This is a genomic window from Verrucosispora sp. WMMD573 (assembly GCF_027497175.1).
Classification (GTDB): Bacteria; Actinomycetota; Actinomycetes; order Mycobacteriales; family Micromonosporaceae; genus Micromonospora.
The window spans coordinates 5,146,053-5,159,334 of record NZ_CP114901.1 but is presented as its reverse complement, the minus strand read 5'-3'; the positions used below and the strand labels follow the sequence as shown (position 1 = coordinate 5,159,334).

10 protein-coding genes and 1 pseudogene are annotated in these 13,282 nt (G+C 70.4%); 7 read left to right on the top strand and 4 right to left on the bottom strand.

Translation table 11 applies throughout. The features are described from left to right. Positions 1-128: 128 nt before the first annotated feature. Positions 129-1,328 carry an ROK family transcriptional regulator gene (locus O7601_RS23480; RefSeq protein ID WP_281563251.1) on the bottom strand — a complete coding sequence of 400 codons (1,200 nt, stop codon included), beginning with the start codon at positions 1,326-1,328 and terminating at the stop codon, positions 129-131. A gap of 151 nt (positions 1,329-1,479) precedes the next feature. On the opposite strand from O7601_RS23480, the gene O7601_RS23475 reads away from it, so the two are divergent. From O7601_RS23475 to O7601_RS23450, 6 genes are all read left to right on the top strand, one after another. Beyond that, the gene (locus O7601_RS23475) at positions 1,480-2,775 is read left to right on the top strand and encodes a sugar ABC transporter substrate-binding protein (RefSeq protein WP_281563250.1); all 1,296 of its coding nucleotides are present in this window, start codon (positions 1,480-1,482) and stop codon (positions 2,773-2,775) included. Positions 2,776-2,840: 65 nt separating this feature from the next. Then, the gene (locus O7601_RS23470) at positions 2,841-3,818 is read left to right on the top strand and encodes a sugar ABC transporter permease (protein WP_281563249.1); all 978 of its coding nucleotides are present in this window, start codon (positions 2,841-2,843) and stop codon (positions 3,816-3,818) included. Next, positions 3,811-4,650, top strand: a complete 840-nt coding sequence (locus O7601_RS23465) for a carbohydrate ABC transporter permease (protein ID WP_281563248.1) — start codon at positions 3,811-3,813, stop codon at positions 4,648-4,650. Before O7601_RS23470 ends, O7601_RS23465 begins: the two co-directional genes overlap by 8 nt. After that, positions 4,647-6,062 (top strand): GH1 family beta-glucosidase, encoded by a 1,416-nt coding sequence (locus O7601_RS23460; protein ID WP_281563247.1) that lies wholly within the window; start codon positions 4,647-4,649, stop codon positions 6,060-6,062. Before O7601_RS23465 ends, O7601_RS23460 begins: the two co-directional genes overlap by 4 nt. A gap of 261 nt (positions 6,063-6,323) precedes the next feature. Continuing rightward, the gene (locus O7601_RS23455) at positions 6,324-6,950 is read left to right on the top strand and encodes a TetR/AcrR family transcriptional regulator (protein WP_281563246.1); all 627 of its coding nucleotides are present in this window, start codon (positions 6,324-6,326) and stop codon (positions 6,948-6,950) included. Between the two features lie 103 nt (positions 6,951-7,053). Continuing rightward, positions 7,054-7,818 (top strand): SDR family oxidoreductase, encoded by a 765-nt coding sequence (locus tag O7601_RS23450; RefSeq protein ID WP_281563245.1) that lies wholly within the window; start codon positions 7,054-7,056, stop codon positions 7,816-7,818. Positions 7,819-7,946: 128 nt separating this feature from the next. Here O7601_RS23450 and rph read toward each other — a convergent pair. Continuing rightward, positions 7,947-10,653 (bottom strand): annotated as a pseudogene (rph, locus tag O7601_RS23445) (rifamycin-inactivating phosphotransferase). 126 nt (positions 10,654-10,779) lie between these two features. On the opposite strand from rph, the gene O7601_RS23440 reads away from it, so the two are divergent. After that, positions 10,780-11,445, top strand: a complete 666-nt coding sequence (locus tag O7601_RS23440; protein WP_281563244.1) for a TOPRIM nucleotidyl transferase/hydrolase domain-containing protein — start codon at positions 10,780-10,782, stop codon at positions 11,443-11,445. A gap of 65 nt (positions 11,446-11,510) precedes the next feature. On the opposite strand, the gene O7601_RS23435 is transcribed toward O7601_RS23440, so the two are convergent. Next, complete coding sequence (locus O7601_RS23435) at positions 11,511-12,590, bottom strand: tartrate dehydrogenase (RefSeq protein WP_281563243.1); 1,080 nt, start codon at positions 12,588-12,590, stop codon at positions 11,511-11,513. Then, on the bottom strand, positions 12,587-13,276 hold the full coding sequence (locus tag O7601_RS23430; protein ID WP_281563242.1) for a GntR family transcriptional regulator: 690 nt from the start codon (positions 13,274-13,276) through the stop codon (positions 12,587-12,589). The genes O7601_RS23435 and O7601_RS23430 overlap by 4 nt, the downstream gene beginning before the upstream one ends. Between the last annotated feature and the right edge of the window lie 6 nt (positions 13,277-13,282).

The window sequence follows — 13,282 nt, the reverse complement described above, 5'->3', positions numbered from 1 at the left end:
CGCCGCTCGGCCGATTGGTGACACGGAGCGTGACCGTTGCGTCGGTTGAAGCAGAGCAAAGCGTGCGGTGGGGAGGGTGCCGGTCGGACGTGATGTCGCCGAGGGTGATGTTCGGCGGGTGTGTGCCGTCAGCGGCGGGTGCCGCCGTTGGCCAGCAGCCGGGCGATCGGGAGGGTGGCGGCGCCGAGCGCGACCGCGTCGACGCCGAGCCGGCCCAGCTCGATGGTGGCCTGCGCGTACGGCGCGCGGAGGGCCTGGCGGCCGGCGGCCGCGCGGATGGCGGGTAGCAGGCCGCCCAGCGCCATCGCGGCCCAGCCGCCCAGCACCACCCGCTCCGGGTTGAACAGGTTGATCAGGTTGGCCACACCGGCGCCCAGGTAGTCGGCGGTCTCGTCGAGTACCCGCCGCGCGGTCTCCGACGTCTCCGCCGCCGCTACCAGCGCGCCGAGCTGGGACTCCTCGTCCGAGCCGGGCACCGGCCGGCCGCGCCGGGCCTCCCGGTAGCGGTCGATGACCGCCTCGGCCCCGACGTACGCCTCCAGGCAGCCCCGTGCGCCGCAGCGGCAGGGCCGGCCGCCGTACACCAGGGTGGTGTGACCCCACTCGCCGGCGCTGCTGGACGCGCCGCGGTAGGTGACGCCGTTGGTCACCACGGCCGCGCCGACGCCGGAGCCGACCAGGGCGAACACGGCGTGGCGTGCGCCCCGCCCGGCGCCGAACCACATCTCGGCCTGGCCGAGGGTCTTCGCGCCGTTGTCGAGGTGCAGGGGCAGGTCGGTGCCCTCGGCGATCAGCCGTTCCAGCGGCACCCGGTGCCAGCCCAGGGTCTGCGCGTCCACGATCGCCTGGGTGCCCTGCTCGACCACCCCGGAGACACCGATGCCGACGCCCAGCACCTCGGACCGGCTGATCCCGGAGTCGGCCAGCACCCGGTCGATGCCGGCCAGCACGTGCCCGGCCACCGTCGCCGGTTCGGTGCCGTTGTGCTCCAGCGGATATTCGACGCTGCCCAGCACGGTCATCGTGAGGTCGAACAGTTCGACGCGTACCCGGGTCTCGCCCACGTCGACGCCGACCACGACGGCGTGGCGCGGCGCCATCCGCAGCATCATGCTCGGCCGGCCGCCGTCGGACTCGGCGGCACCGGCCTCCATCACCAGGCCCTCGTCGATCAGGTCGCCGACCACGTTGCTGACCGCCGGCTGGCTGAGCCCGGTGCCCCGGACGAGATCCTGCCGGGTCAGCGGTCCGTCGAGGAAGATCCGGGACAGCAGGGCCGACCGGTTGCGCAACCGGACGCTGCGGTTCGTCGCCCGCGCCAGCTCCACGTGTCACCTCATCCCGTCGGCCGCCCCGGGGGCGACTGTACGACCCCATGCTTGACGACCCTCCGCCGAACCATTTTAATGACGACATTAATTAAGCCGTGATGTAACTCCCTCCTCCACCACCACGACCCTGAGACCGAAGGGGCAGACCGTGTCGAGACGACACCTCGCGATGCTCACCGCGACCGTCCTGGCCGCCGCGTCGCTGACCGCCTGCGGCTCCGGCGACGAGCCGGGCGACGGCGGCAAGACCCTCACGTACTGGGCCAGTAACCAGGGCGCCAGTCTGGAGGCCGACAAGGAGATCCTCCAGCCCGAGCTGGACAAGTTCGAACAGCAGACCGGCATCAAGGTCAACGTCGAGGTCGTGCCCTGGTCCGACCTGCTCAATCGACTGCTGGCCGCCGCCACCACCGGGCAGGGCCCGGACGTGGTGAACATCGGCAACACCTGGTCGGCCTCGCTGCAGGCCACCGGCGCGCTCGTCGAGTTCGACGACGCCACCCTCGACAAGGTCGGCGGTAAGGACCGCTTCGTCCCGGCCGCGCTGGCCGCCGCCGGAGCCCCCGACAAGCCGCCGGCCGCCGTGCCGCTCTACAGCCTCGCCTACGCGCTGTACTACAACAAGCAGTCCTTTGCCGACGCCGGCATCACCGCGCCGCCGACCACCTGGGAGGAGGTGGCCGAGGTCGGCCGGAAGCTCACCGGCGACGGCAAGTGGGGCCTCGCCGTAGAGGGGGCCAACCCGTCGGAGAACGCCCACCACGCCTTCACGTTCGCTCAGCAGTACGGCGGGGAGTGGTTCGACGCCGCCGGCAAGCCGACCTTCGACACCCCGCAGAATGTCGCCGCCGTCAAGCGTTACGTCGACCTGATGGCCGTCGACAAGATCGTCAACCCGAGCAACGCCGAGTACGCGCAGAACCAGTCCGTCTCCGACTTCGCCAACGGCAAGGCGGCGATGCTGCTCTGGCAGGCCGCCGGCGCGAACCTCAAGTCACAGAACATGGCGGCCGACGCGTACGGGGTGGCCCCGGTGCCGTTCCTGGCCACTCCGCCGGCCGGAGGCAAGCAGGTGAACAGCATGGTCGCCGGCATCAACATCGCGGTGTTCAAGCACACCAAGAACCTCGACGGGGCGTTGGAGTTCGTCAAGTTCATGACCAGCGACACCGAGCAGGTCACGTTGAACAAGACGTACGGCTCACTGCCGGCGGTCGGCACCGTCGCCGCCGACCCCGCCTTCGCCGCCGACGAGCAGAAGGTCCTCGCGCAGACCCTGGCCACCACGGCGGCGCCGCTGCCGCAGGTGCCCGAGGAGAGCACCTTCGAGACGCTTGTCGGCACCGCCATCAAGGAACTCTTCGCCGACGCGGCCAGCGGCAGGCCGGTCACCGAGGACAGCGTCCGGGAGAAGCTGACCCGGGCTCAGCAGCAGATGCGCTGACCACGGACCGCTGGCCGTGGGAGGTGCCGCCGACCCTCCCACGGCCAGCCCGCGAAGGGACCTCGATGACCACGACCACCTCGCCGCCCGCCACCGACCGCGCTGCCGGCGCCGGCCGGCCGGCCCGACCCGCAGCCCGCCGGCCCCGCCGGTCACTGCTGCCATATCTGCTGCTCGCCCCGGCCGTCGTGCTGGAGCTGGCGATCCACGTCATCCCGATGCTCGTCGGTGCGTGGATGAGCCTGCTGGAGCTGACCCAGTTCCACATCCGCGACTGGTCCGGGGCACCCTTCGTCGGGCTGGACAACTACCGGGTGGTGTTCGACTTCAACTCCGCCGCCGGAGCCGAGCTGCTCCGTTCGTTCCGGGTCACCGTGCTCTACACGGTGCTGTCGGTGGGCCTGTCCTGGGTGCTCGGCACCACCGGCGCGGTACTGCTGCAACGACCGTTCCGGGGCCGGGCCGTGCTGCGGGCGCTCTTCCTCACCCCGTACGCCCTGCCGGTCTACACCGCCGTGATCACCTGGACCTTCCTCTTCCAGCGCGACACCGGCCTGGTCAACCACGTCCTGGTCGACCAGCTGGGCCTGCTCGACGAGCCGCCGTTCTGGCTGATCGGCGACAACAGCTTCGTGGCTCTGTTGATCGTCTCGATCTGGCGAACCTGGCCGTTCGCCTTCCTCTGCGTGATGGCCGGTTTGCAGAACATTCCGGACGAGCTCTACGAGGCCGCCGCGATGGACGGCGCGGGATTCTGGCGGCGGCTTCGCTCGGTGACCCTGCCGATGCTGCGTCCGGTGAACCTGGTCCTGCTGCTGGTGCTCTTCCTCTGGACCTTCAACGACTTCAACACCCCGTACGTCCTCTTCGGCGGCTCCGCACCCGCCGAGGCCGACCTCATCTCGCTGCACATCTACCGCAGCTCGTTCCAGACCTGGGACTTCGGCACCGGCTCGGCCATGTCGGTGGTGCTGCTGCTGTTCCTGCTCCTGGTCACCGCCGGATACCTGCTGCTGACCAACCGACGGAGGAACGATGCGTGAGACCACCGCGGAGCGCTGGTCGCGCCGGATCGTGCTGACCCTGCTCGCCGCCTTCGTCCTCGTTCCGCTCTACGTGATGGTCAGCTCGGCGCTCAAACCGTTGCAGGATGTGCAGGGCGCCTTCACCTGGTGGCCCCGACGCCCCACAGTGCAGGCGTTCGTGGACATGTGGTCGACGGTCCCGCTCGGCCGTTACCTGCTCAACAGCCTGCTGGTGGCCAGCGTCGCCGCCATCTTCTCGGTCAGCGTGGCGATCTTCGCCGCGTACGCGGTCAGCCGCTACCGGTTCCGGGGCCGGCAAATCTTCTCGGTGACCGTACTGTCGACCCAGATGTTCCCCGGCATCCTGTTCCTGTTGCCGCTGTTCCTGATCTACGTCAACCTCGGCAACGCCACCGGCATCGCGCTCTACGCCAGCCGCACCGGCCTGATCATCACTTACCTCACCTTCTCGCTGCCGTTCTCGATCTGGATGCTGGTCGGCTACTTCGACTCGATCCCACGCGGGCTGGACGAGGCCGCCCAGGTCGACGGCGCCGGCCCGCTGCGCACCCTGTTCCAGGTGGTGCTGCCGGCGGCGGTGCCCGGCGTGGTCGCGGTGACCGTGTACGCCTTCATGACCGCCTGGGGCGAGGTGCTTTTCGCCTCGGTGCTGACCAACGAGGACAGCCGCACCCTCGCCGTGGGGCTGCAGGGCTACTCCACCCAGTTCAACGTCTACTGGAACCAGGTGATGGCCGCCTCGCTGGTGGTGAGTGTGCCGGTGGTCGCGGGGTTCCTGGCGTTGCAGCGGTACTTCGTCGCCGGCCTGACCGCCGGGGCGGTCAAGTGAGCCCGTCCATCACCAGAACCGAGGAGAACCCACCCGTGCCGGACCTGTCCACGCTGCCGCCCGACTTTCGCTGGGGTGTCGCCACCTCGGCCTACCAGATCGAGGGTGCCGTCACCGCCGACGGCCGTGCACCCTCCATCTGGGACACCTTCTGCACCCGGCCCGGCGCGATCGACAACGGCGACACCGGAGAATCGGCCTGCGAGCACTACCACCGGTGGCCGCAGGACGTGGCGCTGATGCGCGGCCTCGGCGTCGGTGCGTACCGATTCTCGGTGGCCTGGCCCCGGGTGCGACCCGACGGGATCGGCCGGGTCAACGCCGCCGGCCTGGACTTCTACGACCGCCTGACCGACGGGCTGCTGGCCGCCGGCATCCGGCCGTACGTCACCCTCTACCACTGGGATCTGCCGCAGGCGTTGCAGGACCGGGGCGGCTGGCCGCGCCGGGAGACCGCCGAGGCGTTCGCCGACTACGCCGCGGTGGTCGCGGCCCGCCTCGGCGACCGGGTGAGCGACTGGTGCACCGTCAACGAGCCGCTCTGTATCGCCTGGATCGGGCACCTGGAAGGGCGGATGGCTCCCGGCGAGCGGGATCTGGGTCGGGCCGTGTCCGCCGCCCACCACGTGCTGCTCGGCCACGGCCTGGCCACTGCCGCGATCCGGGCCCACGCGGGCCGGCCGGCGTCGATCGGCCCGGTGCTGAACCTGAGCCCGATCGACGCGGCCAGCGACCATCCCGCTGACGTGGCCGCCGCCCACCGGATGGACGGGCACGTCAACCGCTGGTGGCTGGACCCGCTGCACGGTCGCGGCTACCCGGCCGACATGGTCGACACCTACGGCGTCGAGCCGCCGGTACGCGGCGACGACCTCGCGGTGATCGCCGCGCCGGCCGACTTCCTCGGCGTCAACTACTACTTCCGGCAGGTGGTGGCCGACGATCCGGACGGCCCGGCGCCGTACGCCCGGCAGGTTCCGGTGCCCGGCGCGGCGCACACCGCGATGGACTGGGAGGTGCACCCCGAGGGCCTGGAACGGCTCCTGGTCGAGGTGAGTCAGGAGTACGCCCCGGCCCGGATCCTGGTCACCGAGAGCGGCTCGGCCTGGCCGGACGTGGTCACCGCCGATGGCACCGTCGATGACGCCGAGCGCACCGACCATCTGGAACGACACCTGGCCGCCTGCGCCGCGGCGGTCGGCCGGGGTGTGCCGCTGGCCGGCTACTTCGCCTGGTCGCTGCTGGACAACTTCGAATGGGCGTACGGCTACGACAAGCGGTTCGGTCTGGTGCACGTCGACTACGCCACCCAACGGCGGACGGTCAAGGCCAGCGGGCACCGCTACGCGGAGCTGATCCGCTCCCACCAGTTGCGTACCGCGACGGCCGACACCGTCGCCGTGCGCGGATAAGCGGGCCGACGGGGCCCGGGACGCCCCGGGTGCCGCGCCGGGCGGCACCCGGGGCACCCGTGCGCTGGCCGGATGGTCAGGAGTCGGGCTCGTCGTGGCCCTTCGGCAGGGTGTCGATCTCCCGGCGAGTAGCCAGCGTCACGTGTCCGCTGCCCTCGCCAAGCGGACGGTTCTCGTCCGCTTGGGATACGCTTCGGTCAAGCGGACGATGGTCGTCCGTTTGACGATCGCCCCCAGGCCGGGCGCGGATGGAGGTGCATCATGAGCGATCTTGGCCCGTCGGGGACCCGCGCCGACGCACAGCAGAACCGACGCCAGTTGATCGTCGCCACTCGTGAAGCGATCGCCGCCCGTGGGCTCGATGTCTCGGCCCTGGACATCGCAACCGCGGCGGGCGTGGGGGTGGGCACCCTGTACCGGCGCTTCGGCACCAAGGAGGCGCTGCTCGACTACGTGGTGCTCGGGCTGTACGACGAACTGTGCGAGGCAGCAGAAGTTTGCCTGGAGCGCGTTGATCCATGGGACGGTCTGGTGGAGTTCGTGATGGAGTTGGCCGGGGCGCACCGGGACAGTCGCGGACTGGCCGAGGTGACCGCGGCGTGCGAACGGCCGCCATCGCCCGAACTCGCGCAGCGGACCGCCGCGCTACAGGACGCCCTGGTACGCCTGACCGAGCGGGCGCGCGTGGCGGGCTACCTACGCGCGGACGTGACCTGGCAGGACATCATGATCTGCTCCCGCTCCGCCCTGGACACCGACCACTGCCTCGGGGTCGACGCCGGACCCGATGGGTGGCGTCGGGTCATCACCATCCTGCTGGACGGAATGCGCGCCCCGGGACATACCACGCTCGACGGGCCGGGGCCGCAGGTGCGCCCGGCCGGTTGACCGAACTGCACCTGGAGATTCCCGCGCGGCGCGGCTGACCGCGCGGCGCTTTGTCACTGCTCCCTACGTGAGCAGATCAACCAACGAGAGATGAGGATCAACCATGTCCATGCGTTTTGCGGACAAGGTCATTCTGGTCACCGGTGCCACCTCGGGCATGGGGCGTGCCGTCGTGGAGCGCGTCGCCGCAGAAGGCGCCAAGGTCGTCCTGGCGGCACGTGGAGAGGGCGCGGGTAACGCGTTTGTCGCCGAACTGCACGCGGCCGGAAGAGATGTCATGTTCGTGCCGACCGATGTGACAGTCGACGCCGAGGTGCGGCGACTGGTCCAGCGGACGGTCGACCACTACGGTCGGCTCGACGGCGCATTCAACAACGTGGGCGCCGCGACCGCGATCGGTCCGGTCACCGCGATCGACCACGACGCGTGGGATGCCGAGCTGGCACTCAACCTCAACAGCGTCTTCTTCGGGCTGAAGTACCAGATTCCGGCGCTGCAGGCCGCCGGTGGCGGAGCGATCGTGAACAACGCCTCCAACGTGGGTGTCACCGGTGCCGCTGGCATGTCCGCCTACAGCGCCGCCAAACACGGCGTCGTCGGGCTCACCCGGTCTGCGGCACTCGACACTGCCGCGGCTGGAGTGCGGATCAACGCCCTGGTCACCGGCGGTGTCGACACACCGTTGCTGCGTGGCGCGATGGGCCCGAACGCGGCGGAGGCCATCCGTGCCGCCGGTGCGATGCACCCGGTTGGACGCGTCGGGCAATCAGCGGAGATTGCCGCATTCGTGGCCTTCCTGCTCAGCGACGAGGCCGCGTTCATCACCGGGGCGGCACTCGCGATCGACGGTGGCCTGACTGCCGCCTGAGGACAGCGGGACGGCTCCGTTCAGGCGGTGGTCAACCATCGCCCACCATGACGCGCACGATGTCCAGGCCGATCCCGGCCCGGCGGCTGACGAGATGTACTGAGCCCGCGACCCATCGGGGAGGGCGTCTATCGGGGCAGGATCTCCACGTACCCGTCGGTGGCGTGCACGCGGATCAGTTGCCGGTCGGGGATCAGCCGGGTGGCGTCCGCCACCCCGACCACGGCTGGCAGGCCGTACTCCCGGGCGATCACCGCGCCGTGGGTCATCTGTCCGCCGACCTCCGTCACCAGGCCGGCGACCGCGACGAACAGGGGCGTCCAACTGGGATCGGTGTGGGTGGTGACGAGGATGTCGCCCGGTTCGAGATCGGCTCGGCCCAGGTCCAGGATGACCCGGGCGCGTCCTTCCACGGTGCCGCTGGAGACCGACAGACCGACCAGGGCACCGGCCGGCACGTCGTCGCGTCGGTACGACCCGGTGACGGCCTCACCCTCCGAGGTGAGCACCCGGGGTGGCCGGAGCGCCTGGTGCGACCGGAACTCCTCCCGGCGCTGCCGGATGAGCCGATCGTCGACGTGGTTGGTGCGTACGGCGTCGTGGAACTCACCGAAGGTGAGGAAGAAGACGTCCTCCTTCTCGCGGATCACCCGTGCCTCGACGAGACGTTCGGCCTCGGCCAGTAGGGCCTGCTTGTAAAGGAAGTAGCGGCTGATGATGTCGTACTTCGGGTACTCCCGATAGCCGGCGAAGGTTCGGACCCGGTCGATCATCCGCCTGGTCTCGGTCGCCTTTCGCTCCCCGTCCGGCAGGGCCCGCAGCCGGGACAGCACCTCACGTGTCTTCTGCTCCGCAGCCTGCCGGCCATGCTCGAAACGACGCTCCGCGGCACCCGGCTCGGCGTGCCGGACGTGTTCCAGCAGCACCGGCAGCAGCGTGGTGGGACGTTCGCGCCACCGTGGCCTGGTGATGTCGATCTCGCCGACGCAGCGCATGCCGTACCGGTCGAGGTACGCCTCGATGGCCTGGCGCGCCTCGGTGCCGCCGGGCAGCCTGGGCAACTCGTCGAGGAAGCTCTCACTCTCGACGTCATGCAGGAACGCCACCACCTCGGGGTAGGGGCGGATCACATCGGCGACGTCGAGCAGCGCCAGCCCCATCTCCGACGTCACATTGCCGGGGGCGGAGAGGGTCAGCGTGTCGGCTGCGTTCTTCTCGCCCAGCCACGTGCAGAGGTGGTCGTTGAGCCACCAGGTGGCATCCATCCCCGCCATGATCGCCTGCATGCTCAGCGGGTCACTGAGGACTCGTTTGTGCTCCTGGAACGCGGTTGCCAGGAAGTCGAACAACGCCGTGCCGGTCTGCGTCCGGATGTCGCGCCGCAGGACGGTGATGGAGGCTTGGCTGCGCTCGACCAGTCCGGCGACGATGGCCGGGTCCGTGTCGATCGCAGTGACCGCCGGGCCGGCGGCCGGTGCGCCACCGGTCCGCGCGTCGGGCCGTGTCGGGGCGGCTGGGTCCGGCCGCGTCGGAATGAAGTCGGGGCGGGCGAGGATGGTCTCCAGCGCATCCCTGACCAGCGGGTCGCCCTTACCCATGATCTCCAGCAGGGGAGCGCGGGTCGCGGGGGAGGCCAGCCGCTGGGTGACGTCGACGAAGAGCCTGCCGCCGGCCGCCTGCATGGGCGCCATGGCCGTCAACTGCCACATCGACAGTCCCAGCGGCTTCATGGCATCGGTCATCATCTGCTGATGGCCGACCGAGACGTAGACGTGGTTGTCCTGGTCGCCGGTTGCCGGGACAGGGAACAGCGTCGTGATGGGCCGGCTCTGCACGATCTGGAAGGCGTCGCCGACCAGGCACCACTCGATGTCCTGCGGGCAGCCGAAATGTGCCTCGATCCGCCGCCCGAGCTGCGCGAGCCGCACGACCTGGGTGTCCGTCAGAGTCGGTTGCTCCCGCCGCTGCGGGTCGATCGCCTGTTCCCGCGTACCGCCGTCGGGGAGGGCGTGGAGGGCCCGCTGTTTGGTGGCGACCGCCCGGCCGACGATCTCGCCGTCGCGCACCGTGAACACGTCCGGGTTCACCAGGCCGGAGACCAGAGCCTCGCCGAGGCCGTAGCTGGCATCCACGGAGGAGACATTCCGGTTGCCGGTGACCGGGTCGGCGGTGAACAGGACGCCGGCCGCGTCCGGGAAGACCATGCGCTGCACGACAACAGCCATTCCGACCGTACGGTGGTCGACGCCGTTGCGCTGGCGGTAGGCCACCGCACGCTCGCTGAACAGCGACGCCCAGCACCGGCGGACGTGCTGGACGACCGCGGCCGCGCCCAGCACGTTCAGGTACGTGTCGTGCTGACCGGCGAAGGAGGCCGTCGGCAGGTCCTCGGCGGTCGCGCTGGACCGGACGGCGTACGCGGCCTGCCCGTCGAGTTCGTCGACGGCGCCGGAGATCGCCGCCGCCACCTCGACCGGCACGGGGACGGCCTCGATGGCGTGCCGGATCTCGGCGCTGCACGCCCGGATCGCGTCCCGGTCGTCTGGGTCCAGCCGCGCCAGCTGGTCGAGTCGCTTGTCCATTGATGGCACTTCGGCCATGACCCGTCGGAACGCTGCCGTGGTCACGCAGCAGCCGGCCGGCACCCCCAGGCCGTTGATCCGCGTCAGCACGCCCAGGTGGGCCCCCTTACCGCCCACGACTCCGAGCTGTGTCTCGTCGATGTCGTGCAGGCCCAACACGTACTGCCCGGTCGTCTCGTACGTCGACAGCTCCCGCACGATGTGCTCCCCGTTTCTTCGTCGGTACCGTGTCCGGCCGACGATTCTGCGGCAGAACCCGGGTCTTGCCACAAGCCCCCCGGTGCGCTATACGTTAGGAGTGGCAGGGAGGTGACTCTCTGCCTTTGTCTTTGTTGCCCGTCGCGGGGCTCCACCGCCGACCGGACGGGGGAGGCCCACCATGGATGTCACCTCGCGTCGCGAGCCGGCCCCGATCGGTCTGGACGGACCGTTGGGCGGCAATGCCGCATCGATGCAGGCCACCGCCCGGGCCCTGGCGCAGGCCGAGTCGGCCGCGGCCGCGGTGCTCGTGGAGGGCATCAGCGACCAGATCGCCCTGGAGACGCTGGCGGCCGGTCGTGGCCGCGATCTCGCCGCCGAACGGATCGTCATCGTTCCGATCGGCGGGGCCCACGCGATCGGTCGCTTCCTGACCAGGCTGGGACCACCCGGGACCGGTTTGCGCCTCGCCGGCCTCTGCGACCTGCGGGAGGAGGAGATCTTCCGGCGTGGGCTGACCGAGGCGGGTGTCGGTACGCCTCGCAGTCGAGCTGAAATGGCGCAACTCGGGTTCCAGGTCTGCGTCGACGACCTGGAGGACGAGCTGATCCGTGCCGTCGGCAGCGCGGATGTCGAAGCCCTCTTCGAGGCCCAGGGCGAGCTGCGGCTGTTCCGTGGGTTCCAGAGCCAGCCCGCCTGGCGCGGTCGGGATCCCGACGCGCAGCTGTGGCGGTTCCTGCGCAGCAGTTCACGCCGCAACCTGCGCTACGCCCGCCTGCTCGTCGAGGCCGCCATCGCCCGCGACACCGTGCCCCGACCCCTCGACGCGCTGCTCGCCGACGTGTGACCCGCATGGGACGATGCGGGACCGCACGGGAAGCGCCGCTGATCTCCGGCAAGCGCGGACCGCATTCAGCGTTCGCGGACGCGTTCGGCGATCGCGTGGCCCAGTTCGGCGGTGGTGCCGGTGCCGTGCAGGTCGGGGGTGAGGGGCGCCTCCTTCGGCCCGAGCGCCAGGACGTCCTCGATGGCACCGAGGAGATGGGCGGCGGCCTCGGGATGGCCGAGGTGGTCCAGCATCATCGAGCCGCACCAGATCTGGCCGATCGGGTTGGCGATGCCCTGGCCGGCGATGTCCGGTGCGGAGCCGTGCACCGGTTCGAAGAGGCTCGGGTGGTGGCGGTCAGGGTTGATGTTGGCGCTCGGCGCGATGCCGAGCGTGCCGGTGCAGGCCGGGCCGAGGTCGGAGAGGATGTCACCGAAGAGGTTGCTGGCGACGACCACGTCAAACCATTCGGGGTGCAGTACGAACTGGGCGGCGAGGGCGTCGATGTGGAACTTGTCGACCCGTACGCGGGGAAACTGCTCGCCCATCGCCGCCACCCGCTCGTCCCAGTACGGCATCGAGATGGCGATGCCGTTGCTCTTGGTGGCTGAGGTCAGGTGTTGTCGCGGGCGGTTCAGTGCCTGCTCGAAGGCGAAGCGCAGCACCCGGTCGACGCCGATCCGGGTCATCACCGTCTCCTGGAGCACGGTTTCCCGGTCGGTGCCCTCGAAGATGCGCCCGCCGACGCTGGAGTATTCGCCCTCGGTGTTCTCGCGGACCACCAGGAAGTCGATGTCGCCGGGCGCGCGGTCGGCGAGTGGGCTGCGGACGCCGGGCATGAGGCGGCAGGGGCGCAGGTTCACGAACTGGTCGAAGGTGCGCCGGAACTGGAGCAGGCTGCCCCAGAGCGAGATGTGGTCGGGCACCACGGCGGGCCAGCCGACCGCGCCGAAGTAGATGGCGTCGAAGGCGCGCAGCGTCTCCTCCCAGTCGGCCGGGAGCATCCGCTGGTGCCGCTGCCAGTAGTCGGCGCTGGCGAAGCCGAAGTCGGTGAACTCCAGCCGCAGGCCGAAGCGTCCGGCGGTCGCCTCCAGGGCCTCGATCCCGGCCGGTACGACCTCCTTGCCGATCCCGTCGCCGGGGATGACGGCGATCCGGTGGTTCATCGGGCCCTCCGCAGCGCGTCGAGGCCGCCCTGGGCGTCGGCGATAGCGATGCGTTCGGCGGCGGCGGAGTCGCCGGTCCGCAGTGCCCGGACCAGGGCGCGGTGGCTGGTGTAACGCTCCATGCCGAAGGTGTCGTCCTCGGCCACCCGCTGCAACAGCAGTTCCCGCCGCTGCGGGCGGGTGAACACCCGGCTCTGGTCGAGCATCCGGACGAGGACCGGGTTGTGGGCGCAGGCGTTCACCGTCTCGTTGAACTCCACCATGGTGTCGAGCAGGGCGGTGAGGTGCCGCTCGGTCGGCAGGCGCTGGGCGCGGCGCTCCTTGAGCAGGATCAGCAGGTCGTCGGCCCGGTCGAGGATCTCGTCGAGGGCGTCGAGCTGGTCGGCCGTGGCGTGCCGGGCGGCGAACCGGGCGACCAGCCCGCGTAGGCCGACCTCCACCTCGGCGAGGTCGTCGATGGCGGCGTCACGGATCTCGGCGACCAGCACGGTACGCGGCCCGATCCGTTCGATCAGCCCGTCGGATTCCAGCCGTCGCAGCGCCTCGCGGACCGGGGTGGGGCTGATCGCCAGGCGTTCTGCCAGGCCGCGCTCGGTCACCTTCGCTCCCGCTGCGAGGTGACCGGCGGCGATGGCGGCGCGGACCTGACGGTACGCCTGATCGGCGAGCGTCTCCGTGACTGTCATGGCCAC